Here is a 21,802-nt window from a genome sequence, read left to right as displayed (position 1 = left end):
GATGCCCATTGATATGGAGCGTTGCCATGGCGCATATCGCGTTGACGATAGCAGGATCAGACAGCGGCGGCGGCGCTGGCATTCAGGCAGATCTTAAGGCGATGTCAGCACTCGGGGTTTACGGGGCCTCGGTCATCACCGCTGTTACAGCGCAGAACACAAAAGCTGTCACCGCCGTCCACGGCGTCCCGCAGGATATGATCACTGCGCAGATTGACGCGGTGCTGGATGATCTGAACGTCAAAGCCGTCAAGATTGGTATGCTGACCACGCCAGACACCATCCACTGCGTTGTAGCGGGGCTTGACGGTTATCCCGGCCCATTGGTGCTTGACCCTGTGATGATTGCAAAATCAGGCGATTTGCTCTTGGCGGCCGAGGCTGTCGCAACACTTAGGGACGTCTTATTGCCGCGCGCGCGTGTGCTGACGCCGAACCTGCCCGAAGCGGCTTGCCTGCTGGACTCACCTGTTGCGGTTGGACGCACCGAGATGATCGCGCAAGGCCGGGCGCTCTGTGATCTGGGGGCGCAGGCCGTCCTGATGAAGGGCGGACATGCGGATGGCGAAATCTGCCATGACATTCTGGTGTCTGGGGATCAGGTGCTTGCCGAGCTTTGTGCACCGCGCTGCAAGACAGCTAACACGCACGGGACGGGATGCACCTTATCCTCCTCAATCGCGGCGGGGTTGGCCAAGGGTCTTCCTCTGGAACTTGCGGTGCGAGAGGCCCATAGTTACCTGCAAGCGGCGATTGCTGATGCAGATGCGTTGAACATCGGTTCCGGTCATGGCCCCGTGCATCACTTCCATCAGTTCTGGCCCGCTTCAGGCAAAGCATGAGCCTCTGGTCGATCATAGGGGCCGGTGTTGCGGGGCTCGCCATCGCGACCGAATTGGTCTCGCGCGGGGCGCGGGTTCAGGTTTTTGATACGGCGGGCCCTCCAGGCCCTCACGCCTGTTCCTGGTGGGCGGGCGGGATGTTGGCGCCTTGGTGCGAATTTGAAAACGCCGAAGAGCCGGTGTTGCGTCTCGGCCAGATGGCCATTGAGTGGTGGGCGGACAAGACCGATGTCCAAAGGCTTGGCACCTTGGTGGTCGCCGCGCGCCGTGATCTGCCGGATTTGCGCCGCTTTGCGCGCCGCACCGAAGGTTTTGTGGAGGTCGATGGCGATATTGCAGAACTTGAACCTGATTTGTCCGGCTTCACAAAGGGGCTGTTCTTTCAGGCGGAAGCCCATCTTGACCCACGCAAAGCCTTGCAGGCTCTTTATACTTCTTTGGAGGAAAAAGGCGTGGTGTTTCACAACAAATATGCGCCCGATGGTCTAAAAAAATTATTGATTGCAGAGGTTTACAAGCACGAAGCGCTCTGTCCGATTTGCGCGGCGTCAAGGGAGAGATGCTGGTGATCCGGTGCCGCGATGTAAACCTGACCCGCCCAGTGCGGTTGCTGCATCCAAGGATACCACTTTACATCGTGCCGCGCGGGGATGGAATCTACATGCTGGGCGCAACGATGATCGAAAGCGAGGACCGCAGCCGTATAACCGCACGCTCGATGCTGGAATTGCTCAGCGCCGCCTATGCGCTGAATCCTGCTTTCGGAGAGGCGGAGGTGCTGGAAATCGGCGTCGATCTGCGCCCCGCCTTCCCGGACAACCTGCCGCGCATTCGCAGGCGTGGTGACACGATCTATGCCAACGGACTCTATCGCCACGGTTATCTGCTTGCGCCTGCTTTGGCACATGGTGTGGCAGATCTGGCGCTGAACAACACGCATTCGGAGATGGTCGATGAAGATTACGCTTAACGGAACAGGGTGCGAGGTCGCAGCGGAGACTCTTCCGGACCTTCTTGCAGAATGCGGCTTTTCCGGTCGCGTTGCTACGGCCGTCAACGAAGAGTTCGTGCCCGCAAGCCTTCGCGCGGGTGTTGAACTGAGCGACGGGGACCGCGTCGAAGTCGTCGCGCCAATGCAGGGGGGATGAGGGTGAAAGAGTTTTACGGCACTAAGCTGCCCAACCCTCTTATGTTGGGGACAGCACAATACCCAAGCCCTGCGATCCTCGCACAGGCGTTTCACGAAAGCGCAGCGGGGGTGGCCACGGTGTCCTTGCGCCGGGAAGGCGCAGGTGGCCACGGGCAGGTGTTTTGGCAGATGATCCAGGACCTTGGTGTGCATGTGCTGCCCAACACCGCTGGCTGCCACACGGTAAAGGAAGCGGTTACCACGGCCCATATGGCGCGCGAGGTGTTCGCTACCACCTGGATCAAGCTGGAACTGATCGGCCACACCGACAGCTTGCAACCGGATGTGTTCCAATTGGTCGAGGCTGCCCGCATTTTGTCGGATGAGGGTTTTCAGGTGTTTCCCTACACGACCGAGGATTTGATCGTTGCTGAACGTTTGCAAAGCGCAGGTTGCGAGGTGTTGATGCCATGGGGCGCGCCGATTGGCTCGGGTCGCGGGCTGAGCAACGCATATGCTTTAAGGGCCATGCGGGCAGAGTTTCCGGATGTGCCTCTGGTCGTTGACGCGGGGATCGGGCTGCCAAGCCACGCCGCACATGCGATGGAACTTGGATATGACGCCGTGCTGCTCAATACAGCCGTTGCCCGCGCAGGCGATCCGGTGGCGATGGCCCGCGCGATGATGCGCGCGGTTGAGGCGGGGCAATTGGCCTATGGGGCTGAGCCGATTGAGGCGCGCGATATGGCCGAAGCCTCCACCCCCGTGATCGGCAAGGCTTTCCTGTCATGACACTGGACCGTTTTTACCCGATCTTTGATCGATCCGACTGGCTGCGGCGGATGCTGCCCTTGGGCGTGAAACTGGTACAACTGCGCATCAAAGATCAGGCGGATGAGGACGTGCAGCGCGAAATCGCGGTCTCGCGCGACCTCTGCCAGCAATACGGTGCAGTGCTGGTCGTGAACGACCATTGGCAAGCGGCGCTCGATCTGGGCTGTGAGTGGGTTCATCTGGGTCAGGAAGACCTGGACGAAGCCGATTTGCCCGCCATCCGGAAGGCGGGGCTGAAGCTGGGCGTGTCTACCCATGACACTGACGAATTGGAACGGGTGCTTGGCATGGCACCTGACTATGTGGCGCTTGGTCCTGTTTACCCAACGATTCTCAAGAAGATGAAGTGGCACAGGCAGGGACTGCCCAAAGTCACCGAATGGAAAGCACGGCTGGGCGGAACACCGCTCGTGGGCATCGGTGGCATGTCGGTGGAGCGCGCGGCGGGGGTGTTTGAGGCCGGTGCCAACATCATCTCGGTCGTGACGGACATCACTTTGAACGCCGACCCCGAAGCGCGCGTACGCGCATGGATCAAGGCCACACGATGAACCGTTACGCACGCCAAATAATTCTGCCGGAAGTAAACGTGCAAGGGCAGCGGCGCCTGGCGACAGCGCGTGTGCTCGTCATCGGCGCTGGCGGTTTGGCGGCCCCTGCGCTCCCGCTTTTGGCAGGGGCCGGTGTGGGTCATATCATGCTTGTCGATGGGGATACGGTGTCGCTGTCAAACCTGCACCGGCAGACCCTGTTTACCGAAGCCGGTTGCGGCCGACCAAAGGCCGAAATTGCTGCAATGCGCTGCACAGACATCAATTCCGAGATTGCGGTCGACACGGCGGTGCAAAACCTGACCCCGACAAATGCACCTGACCTTGTGCAACAAGCCGATCTGGTTCTGGATTGCGCCGATAGCTACGCCGTCAGTTACATCCTCAGTGACCTCTGTCTTGCCAAGGGCAAACCACTGATCAGCGCTGCGGTGCTTGGATTGAGCGGCTATGTGGGTGGCTTCTGTGGTGGAGCGCCCTCACTGCGCGCGGTTTTCCCACAAGCACCGGACAGCGGCGCAAGCTGCGCCACCGCAGGGGTTCTGGGTCCCGTTGTCGGCATCATGGGCGCGATGCAGGCCCAAATGGCGCTCAACGTGCTACTCGGGTTCACGCCGTCTCCTTTGGGCCAGCTGGTGAACTATGACGCGCGCAGCGTCGCCACCTCGGGCTTTCGTTTCGATACCGCACCTGAGCCTGACATCGCCTTCCCTTTCCTTGCCCCTTCACAACTGAACGCCGATGACCTGATCGTTGAATTGCGCAACAAAGATGAAGCCCCAATCCCAATCCACACGGCAGCGCAGCGCCTCGATCCAAGTCAAATTGCCGAAATTCGCGCCCCGCGCGTCGCCCTTTGCTGCGCAACCGGTCTGCGGGCCTGGCGCGCGGCGGAAACCCTTCAACAGACCTGGCCCGGTGAGATCGTCCTCGTTGCGGCCGCGACCTCATAAAGGAACAAGGCTTATGAAACACATTCTCACCGCAGCCGCTTTGCTGACCGCATCGCCTGCTATGGCGCAAGATCAAATGACCGTTCTGCTGGATTGGTTCATCAACCCCGATCACGGCCCCCTGATTGTCGCCGAAGAGCTTGGCTATTTCGCTGACCAAGGGCTTGAGGTTGAGATCATTCCGCCCGCCGATCCCTCCGCACCGCCGCGCCTTGTGGCGGCTGGCCAGGCGGACCTCGCGATTTCCTATCAACCAAATCTGCATCTGCAAGTTCAAGAGGGACTGCCCCTTGTACGCGTCGGGACGCTTGTCGCGACGCCCCTTAGCTGTCTTCTGGTTCTGGCCGATGGGCCAATCGAAACCCCTGCTGATCTGCGCGGGCGTACTGTGGGTTTTTCCGTCGCCGGTGTTGAAGAGGCTGTGCTGAGCGCTGTTCTAGGCACTCATGGCGTCAGCCTAGAGGAGATTGAACTGGTGAATGTGAACTTCTCCCTCTCGCCTTCGTTGATGTCAGGTCAGGTCGATGCGGTGATTGGCGCATTCCGCAATTTCGAGCTAAACCAGATGGATATCGAAGGTGTACCGGGCCGCTGCTTCTACCTCGAAGAAGAGGGGGTGCCCTCATACGACGAACTGATCTACGTGGCCAATCCAGACCGAATGGACACCGATATGATCGCGCGTTTTCTGACGGCAACTGAATTGGCCACGCAATACATCGTGAACAACCCCGAGGCGAGTTGGGAGATATTCTCGGGCACGTCCGCCGAGCTGCAGGACGAGCTGAACGCACGCGCCTGGGTCGACACGCTGCCACGCTTTGCCCTGCGACCGGCGGCGCTAGATGCGGGCCGCTACGCCCGCTTCGAAGACTTTCTCGTCGAAAGCGGCATGATCGCATCCGCCAACCCGGTCGACGCCATTGCCATTGACGTGACCGCGCAATGAACAGCTATGGCGACGCTTTCGCAAGACTGCGCGATCATGCGGGCGATGCATGGCGGGACTACACCCGCCATGCCTTTGTCGAAGGTCTGAAGGACGGCACCTTACCTCACGACGCTTTTCTGCACTACCTGCGACAGGATTATGTGTTCCTTATCCACTTCGCCCGCGCTTGGGCGCTGGCCGTCGTAAAATCGGAGACCCATGCCGAAATGCTAACCGCGGTCGGCACGGTCAACGCGCTGGTGGCCGAAGAAATGCAGTTGCATATCGGCATCTGCGAAGCGGCCGGTGTTTCTCAAGAGGATCTGTTCGCCACGAAAGAACGCGCCGAGAACCTTGCCTATACCCGCTTTGTTCTTGAGGCGGGCTATAGCGGTGATCTGCTGGATCTGTTGGCCGCACTGGCCCCTTGTGTAATGGGCTATGGGGAGATCGGCGCCCGGCTGGCTGCGGAGAAAGAGTCAGACACGTATGCGGACTGGATCGACACCTATGCGGGTGAAGACTATCAGGGGGCATGTCAGGCGGTCGGTGAGATGTTGGACAAAGCCATCACCCGCCGTCTGGGCCATGATTTTCAGACCTCCCCGCGTTGGGAACGCCTTTGCCAAACGTTCCGCACAGCGACCGAACTCGAAGTCAGCTTCTGGCAGATGGGTTTGACCCCTTGACGCAAGCCCCCGACGTCACGCTGCAAGGGCACGCGTCTATTAACGGCGTGGCTCTATTTGCGTCCTTGACGCTGGCGCTTCGTGCCGGAGAGTGGACATGCCTCCTGGGTGGTTCCGGCGTTGGGAAATCCACCCTTTTGCGTCTGATATCTGGGCTTGCCACCGGCGCTGATTTCGAGGGGATGGTCACCGCAAGTGACGCAAAGCCGGTGGCGGCACGGGTCGCCTATATGGCTCAGGACGACTTGCTGCTGCCGTGGGCGAGCGTCCGTCAGAACGTACAACTGGGCGCCCAACTGCGCGGGGAAACGGCCGATACCGAACGTCTGACCCGTATCTTGTCACAGGTCGGGCTTGCTGATCACGCAGACAAGAAGCCCGCCGGCCTGTCGGGAGGGCAACGCCAGCGGGTCGCGCTGGCCCGGACCCTGATGGAAGACAAACCCGTCATTTTACTGGACGAGCCTTTCTCAGCGCTTGACGCCCAGACCCGCGCGGCCATGCAAGAGCTCGCAGTGGACGTGCTGCGTGACAAGACCGTTCTGATCGTGACCCACGATCCGTCAGAGGCTGCGCGCTTGGGGCAGTCGATCCTCGTGCTGACCCCCTCTGGGATACGGCACTTCCCACACCCCTCATCTGCTATTCCGCGCCCAATCGACGATCTGGAAACGCTAGAGTGTCAGGCGGCTTTGCTCTCTCTCTTGCGTGAGGGCGCTCAATGAAGGTCTTCCCGGCGCTTCTGGCCATGCTGTTCGCGGTGGCAGTCTGGCAAGTGATCGTCACCTTGACGGGCCTACCAAAGTTCATCCTTCCTGGTCCCGTGATGGTGGCGGAAACGTGGTGGACGAACCGTGCGCTGATCGCCGAACACACACTGATCACCGCACTCGAAGTGGTCATCGGCCTAGCAATCGGAGCCGCGCTCGGCATTGCGACAGCGTTGCATCTGGCATCATCACGCACGGCACGGGTGCTGATACAGCCAATCCTGATCTTTACTCAGGCCCTGCCGGTCTTTGCACTGGCCCCGATACTGACGCTTTGGCTTGGGTTCGGACTTTGGTCCAAGGTCTTCATGGCCGTGTTGATCATCTATTTCCCCGTCACTTCCGCCTTTTTTGACGGGTTGATGCGCACGCCGCAGGGATATCTGGACCTGGCACGCACCATGCAGGCCAGCCCCGCGCGGGTTCTGTGGCACATCCGCATTCCTGCCGCCTTGCCATCTTTGGCTTCCGGTCTGCGTTTGGCCGCAGTCTACGCCCCCATCGGCGCCGTGATTGGGGAATGGGTCGGTTCGTCGCGCGGACTTGGCTATCTTATGCTGCTCGCGAACGGGCGTGCCAAAACCGACCTCATGTTTGCTGCAATGTTGACGTTGGGCGTATTTGCCGTGTTATTGCACCTTTTGGTCGTGTGGCTCACCCGTCGGCTCTTGCTAGAAAGGACAAATGCCCCGGAAACGCGCGTTCTGTCACGCAAATTATGATCGGCTTTCGTGCGAGCGCGTTTGGCTGCAGGCCGTTCTCAACACCGACGCCGCGAGCCAAGCTGCAACGAAAATGTGCCGAATATGCAACCAGATGCTGCGCGAGCAATAGCAGCCGGTGCAAAAGATCGCTTTGCGCCACACAACGGGCAATCGACCTCTCGTCTACTCTTTCAACTTCAGCGTCTCTTCGCGCATCCAGTCCATGCAGGCACGTTGATCTTTCAAACGCTCTTTCACTTCATCTTCATCAAAAGGATGACCGACGACGGGCTTCTGCGGTCTCCCGCAAGCGTTTACGATCTCGTGGATCAACAGGCTTTGGCGCAATGTCGGCGAGATTTGGTTGGCCATCTGGTACCAGCGTGAATTTGCGCCCGGAAAGAACAGCGGGACAACGCGGGCACCGGACATGCGGATCATCTTAGCGGTAAAAAGGTTCCATTCATCCTCTACCATCGGTCCGAACATGGAGTTCGAAGAGGCGACAACGCCAGACGGAAAAACGGCAATCACACCTCCTTCGCTCAGATGGGCCATGGCTTGCTTGCGCATTTCGACCATCTTGGCTTGCGCGCCTTCCTCGTGCGGGAATGGCACAGGGATCAGGAAACGGCCCGCATCTTCGTCAATATCGGTTAGAAAGGCACGTGTCAGAATACGGTAGTCTGTCCGCACACGCCCGATCAGATCCGCAAAAACCATGCCATCAACCAAACCATGCGGGTGGTTGGCGACAACCACCACAGGGCCGGTTTTGGGGATACGCTCAAGCTGTTCCTGCGGGGTGATCACGTCGATGCCCATCACATCCAGCGCACCGCGCCAGAATGCCTGCCCGTGAAGTTTGCCCCGCTTCTCAAACTTTCGGATCATGCGAATGATGTGAATCTTGCCCGTAAACCACTCGATCGTTTTGATAACCGTGCGTTTGAGCGGGCTGTCAAACGTCTCTGAATAGGTGAGCGCACTGCGGTCATAGACGCGGGGCGGTACATCAGACATGACGGGTCGTGCAGAGGCTTTGGGGGCCGTGTCGGTCAAAATGCGTGTCCTATCCCATCCATATCTCAGTCAGTCGCCTTCACCAAATTTGTCCGCAACAAGGTTCTCAATCGCCGCCGCCAGCTCATTTGCCTGAGGTCCGCGTGTCTCAACTTCAATAAAGGTTCCTATAGAAGCTGCCAACATTAAAAGGCCCATGATGCTGTCACCGCCTGTGCTCTCTCCGTCTTTACGCACGATTGCGTCGGCATCAAAGCTTTCGACCACCTCAACCATCTTGGCCGAGGCGCGCGCGTGTAGCCCTTTGATGTTCTGGATCTCAAGACGCATCTGGGTCATTGAGGTAACCCGCCGTTGTGGCTATTGATGTACTTATGCGCCGCCGCTATCGCGGCTTCGACCGCATCAGGCACGGTGGCGTTACGCGACTTGGCTAGTTTGATCAGCATAGGCAGGTTTGCCCCGTAGAGGATCCGTCGATTTTCGGGGCTACAGGCCCGCAGTGACAGATTTGTAGGCGACCCACCAAACATATCTGTGACAATCACGACACCATCACCGGTATCAACACCATCGGCTGCATCACAGATTTCATTTTGTTTAGTGGCGCGGTCGTCTTCAGCACCTATCGCGATACTGACCATGCCCGGCTGCGGCCCAACGACATGTTCGACGGCCGCGTGATACTCTTGCGCCAACCCACCATGCGCGACGATAACAATCCCGATCAAACCGCTTTTTCCTTGCTTCCCTCAGCGGCGTGCCGCTCTAACTCCCGGTGTCGTTTAGATACATGCCACCCGTCTTGTGCAAGGGCTTCTGCAAGCTTCTCGATCATTGCGACAGAACGATGTTTGCCCCCTGTACAGCCAAAACCGATAGACAGATGCGCCTTGCCTTCATCGCGGTGCGCCTAAGCAGCAGCAAATCAGCCAGCCCTTTGACTTTTTCAAAGAAGGCCGCAAAACGAGGGTCGGCGGCAACATATGCGGCAACCTTTGCATCACGCCCATCAAGTTTGCGCAATCCTTCGACCCAATGGGGATTTTGCAGAAAACGGCAGTCCATGACGATATCCATGCCACGGGGCAGACCCCGCTTGTAAGAAAACGAATGTAGCGTCACACCCAGTTTACGCCCCTCACCCGTCCCGAACCATTGTTCCACTTCGGCCTTTGCATCATGGGGTGACAACCCCGTCGTATCAATCAGCACATCAGCGCGCGCGCGCACCGGGATCAGCAGTTCCCGCTCTGCCGCGATACCTTCGAGCGGTGACCCGGCGGGTGCGAGTGGATGCCTGCGCCGGGTCTCGGAATATCTGCGCACCAGCTCTTCCTCGGCTGCGTCCATGTACAAAACTTGCGCGGTCAGTTTGCCCTTCCCGGTCAAGCGATCAATCGTATCGATCAGGGCCGCGGTGCTGAAATCACGATTGCGCACATCAACGCCCAGCGCCAAGGGGCGCGCGGGTGGTGGGCCTTCCAACAAACGCGGCAGAAGGGACAGCGGAAGGTTGTCGATCACCTCATATCCCAGATCCTCAAGCGCATTAATCGCGGTGGACCGACCTGCACCAGAGGGACCCGTCACCAGCACCACTTCGGGTGCGGTATTCATCAGGTCCTGACCTGTTTTGGTCATCTGTCACTCCAACCAGATTTGAGGATTTGCAAGATCGCCGGTGCAAAGTGTGGTGCATCAACTCTGTAGATCAAGGGCAGATCGCATCCCAAATGCGTGAAGACGCGTGGTTGTGGCAATCGTTCCACGGTGCAACGGTCCAGATCGACAGCAAGCACAACTTGGGCCTTTGGTCGCGTGGTCGCATTCAAAATGCCAACGCCGCGCGCCTCAATCAAACCTTGGATGTTCGGGTGACACGTTGCAATCATGGTGCCCGCGTTGACCGAGAGTTGCACAATGTCATCCGCGACCAAGCGACACCCCAGCGCCATCAACGATAGCGCCAATGCTGATTTGCCAGCACCAGCAGCACCCATGATCAAAACTGCCCTGTCATTCCACGCGACACAGGATGCATGCAGAGTGTCCGGCGTCGCCATCCCTAAATTGGGAGGCCAACAACGAAGCGGGCGCCCAGAGGCTCGGATGTCGGATCAGCATCGGTCGGGCGAATGTTCTCGGCCCAGATTGCGCCAGCGTGCGCTTCCACAATCTGTTTGGAAATTGCCAGACCAAGGCCCGAGTTATTGCCAAACTGGCCCTCTGGCCGTTCGGAATAGAAACGTTGGAAAATCTTGGTTAGCGCATCATCAGGGATGCCGGGGCCAGTGTCTTCAACCACAATCAGCACACGGTTCTGACGTGTTCGCGCCCAGACGCGAATGGCGTCACCTTTGTCACAGAAGGAAATCGCGTTGGTGATCAGATTGACAAAGACCTGCGCCATACGCCCCTCCAAACCCTGAACGGCAATCTCGCCCTCGGGCAGGTCGGCCACGAAATCAACACCGCGCAGTTTGGCGTCCTTGCCCAAGAATTCTGCAATGTTGCCCAGCATCTTGATCAGGTCAAAAGTCTCTTCTTCCTCTTTGACCAGTTCACTGTCCAGACGCGACGCATTCGAGATATCGCTAACCAATCGGTCAAGACGTTTCACATCGTGCTCAATTACCTCAAGCAGGCGTTCACGCTGATCGTCACGGGTGGCAACACGCATGGTCCCCACGGCTGACCGAAGAGACGCCAGCGGATTTTTGATCTCATGCGCCACATCGGCGGCGAACTGTTCATTGCCTTCGATCCGCTCATAAAGGGCCGAAACCATGCTACGCAAGGCGGCAGACAGACGACCGATTTCATCAGGGCGTCCACTCAGATCAGGTATCCGAACGCGGCCCGGTGACATCTTACGCGCGTTCTTTTCCTGGCTCGCTTCAGCGGCAGTCGCCAGTTGGGCCAGCGGATTGGCAATGGTCGAGGCCAGAACAAGGCTCAGACCAATACTGACCAGCACGCCGACAAAGAACAGGCGCAAGAACTGTTCGCGTTCACGACTGACCAGGCTATCAACTTCACCTGCGGCCGTTGTCACTGCGATCACACCAACAGCCACGCCATTACGCATAATCGGGGTGGTGACGATAAAACTGGTGTCACCGCCAATGTCCGAGGCTTCCAACTGCGTGCCATTCTCAATCGCCAACTTAACGTTTTCCTGCGACAGCTGAATGAAGGCTTGTTCCTGGTCGATTGGTTCTTCGCCAAACGACCCCATGCTGACCATGCCGTCCCAAAGCGAGACAAGAAAATCCAGAACGAAGGTGCCGCCGGTCTGTTCTTCAAGGTCTGCGATCTGGGCGTCGCTCAAACTACCCGTCGCACGGGCCACCAAGGTTGTATCGGGGGCAAAGACCGATACCTCAACGCCGCCGCGTAAGTTCAAACCTTCAAGGGTCGCTGTTGGGTTGATCCCATCAGCAGTGACCAGATTGACAGGTGCGACAGAAGGCAGCTGCCCCTCAAACACATCCGCAATAAGCTGCGCTTCGTTGATCAAACCATTTGCCCGCTGAAACGCCAGACTGTCGCGCGAAGGACTAAGGTAAAGCACGCCCGCGATCAGGAGGATTAAAGCGATCAGATTGAATGTGATGATCTTGCGGGCAATCGGGGAGCGGCGCAGCGCAAACAGGCGGCCACCGGGAATCTCATCAACTTCAATATCCTCGGTGACAAGATCGGGATCCACCCAGTCATCACCCAAAACAAGATCTGGCGTACGCGCTGCAGCGCGCACGGACTTCAGGTCACGTACGTCAATTTTCGGCGCTGCCGTCATGACTTACTCTTCGTTGTAGCGATACCCAATGCCATAGAGGGTTTCGATCGCAGAGAACTCGTTATCCGTGTTGCGCATCTTTTTGCGCAGGCGTTTGATGTGGCTGTCGATCGTGCGATCGTCCACGTAGACTTGGTCATCATAGGCAACATCCATCAGCTGATCGCGGCTTTTGACAAAGCCGGGTCGCTGGGCCAATGCCTGCAACAACAAAAATTCCGTTACCGTAAGGGATACGTCTTTCCCTTTCCACTTAACCGCGTGACGGAGTGGATCCATCACCAACTCACCGCGCACCATTACCTTTGTGTCTTCGGTTTCCTCAATCTCTTCCCCGGCAATTGCATCTTGTCTGCGCAAGAGCGCCCGGATTCGTTCAACCAGTAAACGCTGAGAAAATGGCTTTTTTACGTAATCATCGGCCCCCATGCGCAAACCCAGGACTTCGTCGATCTCATCATCCTTGGACGTCAGGAAAATAACTGGCATGGACGTCTTTTGTCGCAGGCGTTGCAACAAATCCATTCCGTCCATTCGGGGCATTTTGATGTCCAGAACAGCCATGTCAGGCATGCGTTTGTTAAAAGCCTCAAGCGCCGACAACCCGTCATTATAGGTTTCAACCTCAAAGCCTTCTGCTTCAAGGGTCATAGAAACAGACGTGAGGATGTTCCTGTCATCATCTACAAGTGCAATTCGCGACATCGTGGAAACCCTTCGTTAAATATGCTCGGCGCTCTTAAAGGCGCTGCTGTAGACTTTTCACCGTTTTGAACAAGCGAATCAACCGTTAAGTCGATCATGGTCATACATTTGCCACAATCGGGTTACTTTTGCCGAGTTGTGCATTTCGCCCAAGTCCTGTTTCAACCATGACCATGTTTGGTTGCGCTAACATCGAAATGGTTGCGCTAACGATGTGAAACTGGGGTATCGGCCTTTGAAAGCTTGGTGCTATGGAAGACCATCGCAGGTTATTCCAGCCACTTCAAAAAGGAGCGAACCCATGGACCAAGGTACGGTCAACCCGTCGATGAAACTTGAAGATCAAGGCATCACAGGGCTGGGTTATGTCTATTACAACCGCTCTGCGAAAGAATTGCACGATGCTGCCGTCGCCGCTGGTGAAGGTGTCACTGGCAAAGGTGGGACATTCCTGGTCTCAACTGGCAAGCACACTGGCCGGTCCCCGAAAGACAAGTTTGTCGTCAAAACGGACAATGTTGCCGATACGATTTGGTGGGAAAACAACCCGCCTATGGAACCGGCACATTTCGATGTTCTCTACGCTGATATGCTGGAGCATATGAAAGGCGGCACCTACAACGTGCAAGACCTGTTTGGTGGCGCCGACCCTGCTCACCGACTGGACGTGCGCGTCGTGACAGAGCTGACCTGGCATGGCCTGTTCATCCGCCATATGCTGCGTCGCCCGGAGGCATCTGAGCTTGAGAGCTTTTCGCCAGACTTTACCGTCATTAACTGCCCAACATTCAAAGCGGACCCTGCCAAGCATGGCTGTCGTTCAGAAACCGTGATCGCAATGAATTTTGAGAAGAAGCTAATCCTGATCGGCGGCACAGAATACGCGGGCGAGAACAAAAAATCGGTTTTCACGTTGCTGAATTACCTGCTGCCTGAAAAGGGCATCATGCCGATGCACTGCTCTGCCAACCATGCGCCGGGTAATCCCGTTGATACGGCAGTCTTCTTCGGTTTGTCTGGCACGGGCAAAACGACGCTCTCTGCTGACCCGACACGCGTGTTGATCGGTGATGACGAGCATGGTTGGTCTGACCGTGGCACGTTCAATTTCGAAGGTGGCTGCTATGCAAAGACCATTGGTCTGGATCCTGAGGCCGAGCCGGAAATCTACGCGACCTGTGCGATGCCACATACAGTAATCGAGAATATGGTCTTTGATCCTGAGACGCTCGCGTTGGATTTCGACGATGACAGCCTGACAGCCAATATGCGTTGCGCTTACCCGCTGAACTATATCTCAAATGCATCCGACAGCGCCTTGGGCGGACACCCCAAGAACATTATCATGCTGACCTGTGATGCCTTTGGCGTGCTCCCCCCATCGCGCGGCTGACACCGGCACAGGCAATGTATCACTTCCTCTCTGGCTTCACGTCTAAGGTAGCAGGCACTGAGCGGGGTGTGACGGAGCCAGAACCCACATTCAGCACCTGCTTTGGCGCGCCCTTCATGCCGCGCAGGCCCGAGGTTTACGGCAACTTGCTGCGAACGAAGATCGCAAGCCATGGTGCGACTTGCTGGCTGGTAAACACCGGCTGGACCGGCGGCGCTTACGGCACCGGATCGCGGATGCCGATCAAGGCGACACGCGCGCTGCTATCGGCCGCGCTGGACGGTACGTTGATCGAAAGCACTTTCCGCAAAGACGCGCACTTTGGCTTCGAAGTGCCAATCTCGGTCGACGGCGTCGATGGCGGGTTACTGAACCCGCGCGATACATGGGCGGATAAAGCTGGTTACGACGCGCAGGCTGAAAAGCTGGTGACAATGTTTAGCGATAACTTTGAAAAATACGTCCCCTTCATTGATGATGACGTCAAAGCAGCCGCAATCGGGTAAGACTGTGTAAGGCGGATCATGGTCCACCTTACCTCTCGATCCACGCCGCATGGTGCCGCGACCAGCACAATCTAGCTTAAGATGGGGTTTCTACGTCGCCCATTTTTAAGGCGTTTCCTGTACATTCTGCATGCTTTTTGCGCAAATTGAGAGCCGATCTGCGGATCGGCTCGCTGCCTCTGCCCCTTCCATACCGAATCTGAACAAACTGTAGGCACAATCGAAAGACTTGGAGCCGACAATTAACCTGCCGCAGCATGACAGCTTTATCAGCGCGCGCCCCGCGCAGCCCCGTGCTGTCGGTGAGGGTGCGCTTGTGGTTGCACGTGATCAGACCGGTCGAACACAGCTGCGCGACCTGAGGCAGGCCGGGTCAACCAAACTTGTTTTCCCCCGGAACCATAAAAAAAACTCGAAACGATCATTGTCAATACCGCAGGCGGCATCACCGGCGGTGACCGGTACACACTCCAAGCATCTGCGCACGGCGGCACATCGCTGACCCTCACGACACAAGCCGCAGAACGCGCTTATCGGGCGCAGGCAGGTGAAGTTGGTCACGTCAGCACACGGTTATCAGTGGCATCCGGAGCGCGCCTGCACTGGCTGCCGCAAGAGTTGATCCTGTTTGAGAACTGCGCATTAAAACGCCAGCTGGAGGTGACACTCGCCGATGCTGCGGAATTCCTAATGGTCGAGCCCGTCGTCTTTGGCCGGACAGCGATGGCCGAAACCTTGCACGATATCCGTTTCAACGACCGCATCAAAATTATGCGCAACGGCTGCCCCCTTTATCTTGACGGGATGGATTTGGTCGGAAATGCCGCCGCTCATATAGCGCGCGCCGGTATTGCGAACGGCGCAAATGCAATGGCCAGCCTCGTCTGGGTCAGCCATTCTGCGGCCTCAGAGCTTAACATCTTGCGCAAAATGCTACCGCCCACAGCAGGCGCAAGCCTAATCGCCGAAGACGTCCTCGTTATCCGTCACCTCGCATCCGATAGCTTCGCACTCCGGCGCGATCTGATCCCGGTGCTGGACCACCTGACAAACAACTCCCTTCCCATTTCATGGAGGCTTTGACCCATGCAACTCACCCCGCGTGAAAAAGACAAACTGCTGGTCGCTATGGCCGCTGAGGTGGCGCGCAAGCGGCTCGCCCGTGGCGTGAAGCTGAACCACCCCGAAGCGATTGCACTGATCACCGATGCCGTCGTTGAAGGGGCGCGCGATGGGCGCTCCGTCGCGGACATGATGGAAGCTGGCGGTCATGTCATCACCCGCGATCAATGCATGGAGGGCATCGCCGAGATGGTCCACGAAGTGCAGGTCGAGGCCACGTTCCCGGACGGCACAAAGCTTGTCACCGTTCACAACCCGATCAGGTAGGAGGCGTCAAAATGATCCCCGGAGAACTCTTTCCCGCCGATGGCAACCTCACGCTGAACGCAGACGCCGAAGCAATCACTTTGATGGTCGCAAATACCGGCGACCGCCCCGTGCAGGTCGGCAGCCACTACCATTTCGCTGAAACAAATCCCGCGCTGAACTTTGACCGAAACGCCGCACGCGGCATGCGCCTTGATATCGCCTCGGGCACTGCTGTCCGTTTTGAACCCGGCCAACGCCGCGAAGTGCAGTTGATCCCCATCGGCGGCGCGCGGCGCATCTTCGGCTTCAACCAGAAAATCATGGGAGACCTGTAATGCCTCGTGAGATTTCCCGTGTCCATTACGCGGCCATGTACGGCCCTACTACCGGCGACAAACTACGCCTCGCCGATACTGACCTGATTATCGAGGTTGAGCGCGATCTGACCACCTATGGTGAAGAGGTCAAATTCGGCGGTGGCAAGGTAATCCGCGACGGCATGGGCCAAAGCCAAGTCACACGTGAGGGCGGTGCCGTTGATACAGTCATCACCAACGCGCTGGTTGTTGATCACTCTGGCATCTACAAAGCTGACGTCGCCCTGAAGGATGGGTTGATCCACGCTATCGGCAAGGCAGGCAACCCGGACACGCAATCCGGCGTTGACATCATCGTTGGTCCGGGGACCGAGGTGATCGCTGGCGAAGGCCGTATCCTGACCGCAGGCGGTATGGACAGCCACATTCACTTTATTTGCCCGCAGCAGATGGAGGATTCGCTGCACTCTGGCGTCACCACCTGTTTTGGTGGCGGTACGGGGCCGGCACACGGCACGCTCGCCACGACTTGTACGCCGGGACCTTGGCACATAGGGCGGATGCTCCAGTCATTTGATGGCATCCCGATGAACATCGGCCTGTCCGGCAAAGGCAACGCAAGCCAACCAGACGCCTTGGTCGAGATGATCAAGGGCGGGGCCTGCGCGCTGAAACTACACGAAGACTGGGGCACTACGCCGGGCGCCATTGATTGCTGCCTTTTCGTTGCTGACGACATGGATGTGCAGGTGATGATCCACACCGATACGCTTAACGAGTCTGGCTTTGTCGAGCATACGGTCGGGGCTATGAAGGGCCGCACGATTCACGCGTTCCACACCGAAGGCGCGGGCGGCGGCCATGCCCCTGACATCATCAAGATTTGCGGCGATGCGAATGTGCTTCCCTCCTCAACCAATCCAACACGACCCTTCACGGTGAACACGCTGGAAGAGCATCTCGACATGCTGATGGTGTGCCACCACCTGGATAAATCCATCCCCGAAGACATCGCCTTCGCAGAAAGCCGTATCCGGCGCGAAACCATCGCGGCTGAGGATATTCTGCACGACATGGGTGCCTTCTCAATCATTGCATCCGACAGTCAGGCGATGGGGCGTGTGGGCGAGGTCATCATCCGCACCTGGCAAACCGCCGATAAGATGAAGAAACAGCGCGGGCGTCTGGATGATGAGACCGGCGAGAACGACAACATGCGTGTGCGCCGCTACATTGCCAAATACACGATCAACCCGGCCATTGCCCAAGGTGTCAGCCATGTGATTGGCGATATCAGCGTTGGCAAACGGGCCGATCTGGCATTGTGGAACCCGGCTTTCTTTGGCGTGAAACCAGAGATGGTCTTGATGGGTGGCTCTATTGTTGTGGCGCAAATGGGCGATCCCAATGCCTCGATCCCGACGCCGCAGCCCGTCTACACAAGACCCATGTTCGCAGCCTACGGCACGTCGCTGACCCATTCCTCGGTCAGCTTTGTTTCCGGAGCGGCACAAGATGCAGGTCTGCGCGATGAACTCGGATTGGCCAAGCAAACAGTCGCGATCAAGAACACCCGTAAGATCAGCAAGGCGGATATGGTACTGAACGCTGCCCTGCCCGAAATCGAAGTGCACCCCGAAACCTACGAAGTGCGCGCCGATGGCGTTTTGCTGACTTGCGAACCTGCCGAGGTCTTGCCCATGGCGCAACGCTATTTCATGTTCTGAGGTCCGATATGTCACAACTTCCCATCGCCCAAACTATCCGGCCCGCCGAAGATTGGACCGGCACGGCCGAGGTCTGCGCTTTAGACTACGCCGCGCGGTTCCTGCGACGCAAACGACTGGAAACCGCCAGCGGCAAACCTTTCCTAGTTGATCTGGCGCACACCACCTCGCTCAATCACGGAGATGCCCTTGAACTCAGCGACGGCAGCTTGGTCGAAGTCGCGGCAGCAGAGGAAACGCTCTATAAGGTTACGGGCCCTGACCTCGTGCGCCTTGCATGGCATGTCGGCAACCGGCACACGCCGTGTCAGATCAACGCCGACCACCTGCTGATCCAAGAAGACCCTGTGATTGGGCATATGCTAGAACACCTAGGGGCAGTTGTGACATCGGTCAGCGCCCCCTTCACCCCGGAAGGCGGCGCCTATGGGCATGGGCGCACTCACAGCCACGAACATGTCGCAACCGCCCATGACCACTGACCGCGATGTCCTGACTCTGGCGCAATGGCTGTCACCCGCCTTCCCTGTGGGGGCATTTGCCTATTCGCATGGGCTCGAAGCCGCTATTTGGTCTGGCGCAATCTCCTCTGGCGCAGACCTCAAAGACTGGTTGTCCGACATCATCGCCCACGGCAGCGGACGCAACGATTGCATTCTGTTGCGCGCGGCATACGCCTGCACCGACAAGGCGTCGCTGGACCGGATCAATGACACGGCACTTGCTTTTGCCGCGTCAGCAGAGCGGCAGTTGGAACAAACCCAGCAAGGCGCAGCCTTTGGCAGAACCGCTGCGGCAGTCTGGGGCGGCGAAGACAACGCGCATGTCTATCCGGTTGCGGTCGGTCAGGCGGCGGCGCGCCTCAAGATCGACGCCTCGCTCACCGCGGCGATGTATCTGCATGCGGTGGTCAGCAACCTGATTTCTGCCGCCATGCGCTTGATGGCGCTGGGGCAAACCGACGGACAGGCAATCCTTGCTGCATTAATCCCACTTTGCGATGAGACCGCAAAGGCAACCGTGGGTGCGACTTTGGACGACCTGCAAAGCACGACCTTTCTGGTCGATATTGCTGCAATGCATCACGAAACCCTGCAACCAAGGATATTCAGTACATGACCGCAATGAATGGCCCCCTGCGCGTCGGGATCGGCGGGCCCGTGGGCGCTGGCAAGACGACACTCACCGCAGCCCTCGCCAAGGCGCTGCACCCCCATTGCTCCATCGGGGTGATCACCAACGACATCTATACGCAAGAGGACGCCGAGGCCCTGATGCGGATGCAGATCCTGCCTCAGGATCGGGTGATCGGGGTGGAGACCGGTGGCTGCCCGCACACGGCGATCCGCGAAGATGCGTCGATCAATCTGGCGGCGGTGGCCGAGATGCAGACACGACATAAGGGGCTTGACCTTGTGCTGATCGAAAGCGGTGGTGATAACTTGTCTGCGACTTTCAGCCCGGAACTGGCCGACCTGACGATCTATGTGATCGACGTGGCCGCTGGCGAAGAGATTCCGCGCAAGGGTGGGCCCGCCATCACGCGATCGGACCTTCTGGTGATCAACAAAACAGATCTGGCACCGCATGTAGGCGCCTCACTGGATGTGATGAAACGCGACAGCACTCAGATGCGCGGCGACCGCCCGTTTGTTTTCTGCGCGCTCAAGCACAACGAAGGGGTAGATGACATTGTTCAGTTTGTCATCGACATGGGCGGGCTGACCAGTAAGTAAATAGGGCTGCGCTAGCGCGGGCGGACGCTGGGGTTAGCGCGCCGTTGCGCGCGCAATTGGCTGGGCCGTCTTGGTGTGACGGGGCATTGCGGTGCCGCATCAGCCAGATCGCCTTGAGGTGATTGCTTTGATACGACAGCCGCAATGAATGCGGCCACATCAAACTCGCTTTCATCGGCGGCACGCGCCAGTGCCTTCTTTAACGCCCGGTTTGACAGTGCCGCTGTCAACTGCGAGGCAAGGGCACGGCGTAAATCATCGTCAGACTGCTCAACGACGGTATCTGCGTCCAACTGGTCGGCGTCGGACAGCTCAAATCCCGCTTCTTCCAAAAAAGTCGCACAATTGGGGGGCAGACGTGACCACATTTGTCGTTTTTGGATCGCGGAAAAATGCGACGACAGTGTTGGAACGGGCGTGACCCTGGCTGGTTAGTCTCTTATCGACAGCTAATCCCGACGCGCAGGGCGCATTGTCAATCGGGTACATCTCAAAATCGTAGCGCAACATGGCTTTTATAGAACTCATACAACTTATTACTCACAACCTAACAAATGTGGCAATAATGAGCAAAGAGTTTGTCTCTATAAAGGCCACTTTTCGGCGATAATATGCGCAAATTTATGACACACATAGATTGATGATGTGCTAATCAGCACAATTTATGCGGGACCGAGCGTATCCCTGACGATGATTTTAGTATCCAACTTTTTCGACTCGATAGGTTGACCCTCCCGCAGGAAACTTGCCAAAGCCTGCCCGGCCCGTCGCCCCATTTCTTGATGCGGGACATGGACGGTGGTTAGCGCAGGGTATGCCACTTGCGCCAGTTCGATATCGTCAAACCCGACAACCGAGACATCCTGCGGTACCGACAGACCAAGAGCGCGCGCGCGCGACAAAGCGCCCACGGCGAGCACATCGTTACCACAAAACACAGCTGTGGGGCGCTCGGACCGGGCCATCAAACGATCAAAGGCGGCCGCCCCTTGCTCAATACCGTAAGTCGTCTCTTCGAAGCGCAGCTGTGTTCTGTCCAACCCGGCAGCAGTCATTGCGCGTAAAATTCCGCTATGCCGGGCGGCGGCGCGATCATTCAGACCTGTACCTGCCGAAATCAGTGCCAGTTTGCGATGACCCAGGGCAATAACCCTAGTGGCCAACTCTTGCATAGCTGCCTGATTGTCAAAGCCAATCGAGAGCTGTGGGGATGCAGGATCAAAGGCCCATGTCACCAAGGCTAGGCACCCCCTGCGCATCAAGAAAGCGATAGATCTCCGGGTCGCGATTGTAACCGATCAGCAATAACGCATCAGCGCCACGAGCGACCAGTGATCTGATCTGTTTTTCTTCGATCTTTGGCTGATACGCCGTGCTTGCAACGAGCATGGTAAAACCGTGCTTAAGCCCAGCTCATCCTGAAACGCCTCCAGACCGCGCGCAAAGATTGCGTTGTCCATTGTTGGTATGATGGCACCAATCGTATTCGTACGGCGGGCCGCCATCACCCGAGCGCCGAAGTTTGGGGAATATCCAAGGGCTACAATCGCGTCTTGCACCTTTTGACGCGTCTCTGGCGCCACCTTGTCTGGAAAATTCAGACACCGCGACACCGTTGCCGTCGACACATTGGCCGCGTTCGCAACATCATGCAATGTTGGCGTTGGCTGAGAGGTGATCGGTCATCTCCTTGAAATCTCATAGTTCTGGGACGTTCTAACGAGATCGATCCCAACAGGATAGTCAAACTTAAGCTGTACCAATGTAAGCGCTTGCATTGTTGTAATGTAAAGGCTTACATGCAGCTAGAATCAAC

At 57.6% G+C, this 21,802-nt stretch carries 23 protein-coding genes and 4 pseudogenes; 18 read left to right on the top strand and 9 right to left on the bottom strand.

Annotated elements, in window-relative coordinates; genetic code table 11:
* The first annotated feature begins 26 nt into the window (after positions 1-26).
* From thiD to QTO30_RS18135, 10 genes and pseudogenes are all read left to right on the top strand, one after another.
* The gene (thiD, locus tag QTO30_RS18180) at positions 27-842 is read left to right on the top strand and encodes a bifunctional hydroxymethylpyrimidine kinase/phosphomethylpyrimidine kinase (RefSeq protein ID WP_340425460.1); all 816 of its coding nucleotides are present in this window, start codon (positions 27-29) and stop codon (positions 840-842) included.
* Positions 839-1,812: pseudogene (locus QTO30_RS18175) on the top strand (FAD-dependent oxidoreductase). The gene thiD and the pseudogene QTO30_RS18175 overlap by 4 nt, the downstream one beginning before the upstream one ends.
* Complete coding sequence (gene thiS, locus QTO30_RS18170; RefSeq protein ID WP_340425459.1) at positions 1,796-1,990, top strand: sulfur carrier protein ThiS; 195 nt, start codon at positions 1,796-1,798, stop codon at positions 1,988-1,990. Before QTO30_RS18175 ends, thiS begins: the two are co-directional and overlap by 17 nt.
* Positions 1,991-1,992: 2 nt before the next feature.
* On the top strand, positions 1,993-2,763 hold the full coding sequence (locus QTO30_RS18165) for a thiazole synthase (RefSeq protein ID WP_340425458.1): 771 nt from the start codon (positions 1,993-1,995) through the stop codon (positions 2,761-2,763).
* Complete coding sequence (locus tag QTO30_RS18160) at positions 2,760-3,356, top strand: thiamine phosphate synthase (protein WP_340425457.1); 597 nt, start codon at positions 2,760-2,762, stop codon at positions 3,354-3,356. The genes QTO30_RS18165 and QTO30_RS18160 overlap by 4 nt, the downstream gene beginning before the upstream one ends.
* Positions 3,353-4,309, top strand: coding sequence for a HesA/MoeB/ThiF family protein (locus tag QTO30_RS18155; protein ID WP_340425456.1), 957 nt, complete (start codon positions 3,353-3,355; stop codon positions 4,307-4,309). Before QTO30_RS18160 ends, QTO30_RS18155 begins: the two co-directional genes overlap by 4 nt.
* Before the next feature lie 13 nt (positions 4,310-4,322).
* Positions 4,323-5,258: an ABC transporter substrate-binding protein gene (locus tag QTO30_RS18150; RefSeq protein WP_340425455.1), complete on the top strand. Its 936-nt coding sequence runs from the start codon at positions 4,323-4,325 to the stop codon at positions 5,256-5,258.
* Positions 5,255-5,929 (top strand): thiaminase II, encoded by a 675-nt coding sequence (gene tenA / locus QTO30_RS18145; protein WP_340425454.1) that lies wholly within the window; start codon positions 5,255-5,257, stop codon positions 5,927-5,929. The genes QTO30_RS18150 and tenA overlap by 4 nt, the downstream gene beginning before the upstream one ends.
* Positions 5,926-6,654, top strand: coding sequence for an ABC transporter ATP-binding protein (locus QTO30_RS18140; protein WP_340425453.1), 729 nt, complete (start codon positions 5,926-5,928; stop codon positions 6,652-6,654). Before tenA ends, QTO30_RS18140 begins: the two co-directional genes overlap by 4 nt.
* Positions 6,651-7,421: an ABC transporter permease gene (locus QTO30_RS18135; protein WP_340425452.1), complete on the top strand. Its 771-nt coding sequence runs from the start codon at positions 6,651-6,653 to the stop codon at positions 7,419-7,421. The genes QTO30_RS18140 and QTO30_RS18135 overlap by 4 nt, the downstream gene beginning before the upstream one ends.
* Positions 7,422-7,586: 165 nt before the next feature.
* Here the strand turns inward: QTO30_RS18135 and QTO30_RS18130 are convergent, their stop codons facing one another.
* From QTO30_RS18130 to QTO30_RS18100, 7 genes and pseudogenes are all read right to left on the bottom strand, one after another.
* Positions 7,587-8,426, bottom strand: a complete 840-nt coding sequence (locus tag QTO30_RS18130; RefSeq protein WP_340425970.1) for a lysophospholipid acyltransferase family protein — start codon at positions 8,424-8,426, stop codon at positions 7,587-7,589.
* 69 nt (positions 8,427-8,495) lie between these two features.
* Entirely contained in the window at positions 8,496-8,765 is a 270-nt protein-coding gene (locus QTO30_RS18125; protein ID WP_340425451.1) for an HPr family phosphocarrier protein, read from the bottom strand.
* Entirely contained in the window at positions 8,762-9,157 is a 396-nt protein-coding gene (locus tag QTO30_RS18120; RefSeq protein ID WP_340425450.1) for a PTS sugar transporter subunit IIA, read from the bottom strand. The genes QTO30_RS18125 and QTO30_RS18120 overlap by 4 nt, the downstream gene beginning before the upstream one ends.
* Positions 9,154-10,070: pseudogene (rapZ, locus tag QTO30_RS18115) on the bottom strand (RNase adapter RapZ). Before rapZ ends, QTO30_RS18120 begins: the two are co-directional and overlap by 4 nt.
* Positions 10,067-10,492, bottom strand: coding sequence for an HPr kinase/phosphorylase (locus tag QTO30_RS18110; protein ID WP_340425449.1), 426 nt, complete (start codon positions 10,490-10,492; stop codon positions 10,067-10,069). The pseudogene rapZ and the gene QTO30_RS18110 overlap by 4 nt, the downstream one beginning before the upstream one ends.
* A gap of 2 nt (positions 10,493-10,494) precedes the next feature.
* Complete coding sequence (locus QTO30_RS18105) at positions 10,495-12,231, bottom strand: sensor histidine kinase (RefSeq protein WP_340425448.1); 1,737 nt, start codon at positions 12,229-12,231, stop codon at positions 10,495-10,497.
* Positions 12,232-12,234: 3 nt separating this feature from the next.
* Positions 12,235-12,936 carry a response regulator transcription factor gene (locus QTO30_RS18100; protein WP_008232971.1) on the bottom strand — a complete coding sequence of 234 codons (702 nt, stop codon included), beginning with the start codon at positions 12,934-12,936 and terminating at the stop codon, positions 12,235-12,237.
* 301 nt (positions 12,937-13,237) lie between these two features.
* Here QTO30_RS18100 and QTO30_RS18095 point away from each other — a divergent pair.
* The 8 genes and pseudogenes from QTO30_RS18095 to ureG all read left to right on the top strand — a co-directional run bounded on the left by QTO30_RS18095 (position 13,238) and on the right by ureG (position 19,986).
* Positions 13,238-14,835 (top strand): annotated as a pseudogene (locus tag QTO30_RS18095) (phosphoenolpyruvate carboxykinase).
* 420 nt (positions 14,836-15,255) lie between these two features.
* A complete protein-coding gene (locus QTO30_RS18090) occupies positions 15,256-15,918 on the top strand; it encodes an urease accessory protein UreD (RefSeq protein WP_340425969.1) in 663 nt (220 codons plus the stop codon).
* A gap of 3 nt (positions 15,919-15,921) precedes the next feature.
* Entirely contained in the window at positions 15,922-16,224 is a 303-nt protein-coding gene (locus tag QTO30_RS18085) for an urease subunit gamma (RefSeq protein WP_340425447.1), read from the top strand.
* 11 nt (positions 16,225-16,235) lie between these two features.
* Complete coding sequence (locus tag QTO30_RS18080; protein WP_340425445.1) at positions 16,236-16,541, top strand: urease subunit beta; 306 nt, start codon at positions 16,236-16,238, stop codon at positions 16,539-16,541.
* Positions 16,541-18,250, top strand: a complete 1,710-nt coding sequence (gene ureC, locus QTO30_RS18075; protein ID WP_340425444.1) for an urease subunit alpha — start codon at positions 16,541-16,543, stop codon at positions 18,248-18,250. Before QTO30_RS18080 ends, ureC begins: the two co-directional genes overlap by 1 nt.
* 8 nt (positions 18,251-18,258) lie before the next feature.
* The gene (locus QTO30_RS18070; protein WP_340425443.1) at positions 18,259-18,732 is read left to right on the top strand and encodes an urease accessory protein UreE; all 474 of its coding nucleotides are present in this window, start codon (positions 18,259-18,261) and stop codon (positions 18,730-18,732) included.
* Complete coding sequence (locus QTO30_RS18065) at positions 18,722-19,369, top strand: urease accessory protein UreF (RefSeq protein ID WP_340425442.1); 648 nt, start codon at positions 18,722-18,724, stop codon at positions 19,367-19,369. The genes QTO30_RS18070 and QTO30_RS18065 overlap by 11 nt, the downstream gene beginning before the upstream one ends.
* Positions 19,366-19,986, top strand: coding sequence for an urease accessory protein UreG (ureG, locus tag QTO30_RS18060; RefSeq protein WP_340425441.1), 621 nt, complete (start codon positions 19,366-19,368; stop codon positions 19,984-19,986). Before QTO30_RS18065 ends, ureG begins: the two co-directional genes overlap by 4 nt.
* An 11-nt stretch (positions 19,987-19,997) precedes the next feature.
* Here ureG and QTO30_RS18055 read toward each other — a convergent pair whose 3' ends face one another.
* Entirely contained in the window at positions 19,998-20,318 is a 321-nt protein-coding gene (locus QTO30_RS18055) for a hypothetical protein (RefSeq protein WP_340425439.1), read from the bottom strand.
* A 330-nt stretch (positions 20,319-20,648) separates the two neighbouring features.
* Positions 20,649-21,665 (bottom strand): annotated as a pseudogene (locus QTO30_RS18050) (LacI family DNA-binding transcriptional regulator).
* Between the last annotated feature and the right edge of the window lie 137 nt (positions 21,666-21,802).

The organism is Yoonia sp. GPGPB17, from assembly GCF_037892195.1.
Lineage (GTDB): Bacteria > Pseudomonadota > Alphaproteobacteria > Rhodobacterales > Rhodobacteraceae > Yoonia.
This window is presented reverse-complemented; position numbering and strand designations above follow the sequence as displayed.

Coding starts and splice junctions, on each gene's coding strand:
- thiD (WP_340425460.1), top strand. CDS start 27: ATGGCGCATATCGCGTTGACGATAGCAGGATCAGACAGCGGCGGCGGC.
- thiS (WP_340425459.1), top strand. CDS start 1,796: ATGAAGATTACGCTTAACGGAACAGGGTGCGAGGTCGCAGCGGAGACT.
- QTO30_RS18160 (WP_340425457.1), top strand. CDS start 2,760: ATGACACTGGACCGTTTTTACCCGATCTTTGATCGATCCGACTGGCTG.
- QTO30_RS18155 (WP_340425456.1), top strand. CDS start 3,353: ATGAACCGTTACGCACGCCAAATAATTCTGCCGGAAGTAAACGTGCAA.
- QTO30_RS18150 (WP_340425455.1), top strand. CDS start 4,323: ATGAAACACATTCTCACCGCAGCCGCTTTGCTGACCGCATCGCCTGCT.
- tenA (WP_340425454.1), top strand. CDS start 5,255: ATGAACAGCTATGGCGACGCTTTCGCAAGACTGCGCGATCATGCGGGC.
- QTO30_RS18135 (WP_340425452.1), top strand. CDS start 6,651: ATGAAGGTCTTCCCGGCGCTTCTGGCCATGCTGTTCGCGGTGGCAGTC.
- QTO30_RS18130 (WP_340425970.1), bottom strand. CDS start 8,426: ATGTCTGATGTACCGCCCCGCGTCTATGACCGCAGTGCGCTCACCTAT.
- QTO30_RS18125 (WP_340425451.1), bottom strand. CDS start 8,765: ATGACCCAGATGCGTCTTGAGATCCAGAACATCAAAGGGCTACACGCG.
- QTO30_RS18110 (WP_340425449.1), bottom strand. CDS start 10,492: ATGGCGACGCCGGACACTCTGCATGCATCCTGTGTCGCGTGGAATGAC.
- QTO30_RS18105 (WP_340425448.1), bottom strand. CDS start 12,231: ATGACGGCAGCGCCGAAAATTGACGTACGTGACCTGAAGTCCGTGCGC.
- QTO30_RS18100 (WP_008232971.1), bottom strand. CDS start 12,936: ATGTCGCGAATTGCACTTGTAGATGATGACAGGAACATCCTCACGTCT.
- QTO30_RS18085 (WP_340425447.1), top strand. CDS start 15,922: ATGCAACTCACCCCGCGTGAAAAAGACAAACTGCTGGTCGCTATGGCC.
- QTO30_RS18080 (WP_340425445.1), top strand. CDS start 16,236: ATGATCCCCGGAGAACTCTTTCCCGCCGATGGCAACCTCACGCTGAAC.
- ureC (WP_340425444.1), top strand. CDS start 16,541: ATGCCTCGTGAGATTTCCCGTGTCCATTACGCGGCCATGTACGGCCCT.
- QTO30_RS18070 (WP_340425443.1), top strand. CDS start 18,259: ATGTCACAACTTCCCATCGCCCAAACTATCCGGCCCGCCGAAGATTGG.
- QTO30_RS18065 (WP_340425442.1), top strand. CDS start 18,722: ATGACCACTGACCGCGATGTCCTGACTCTGGCGCAATGGCTGTCACCC.
- ureG (WP_340425441.1), top strand. CDS start 19,366: ATGACCGCAATGAATGGCCCCCTGCGCGTCGGGATCGGCGGGCCCGTG.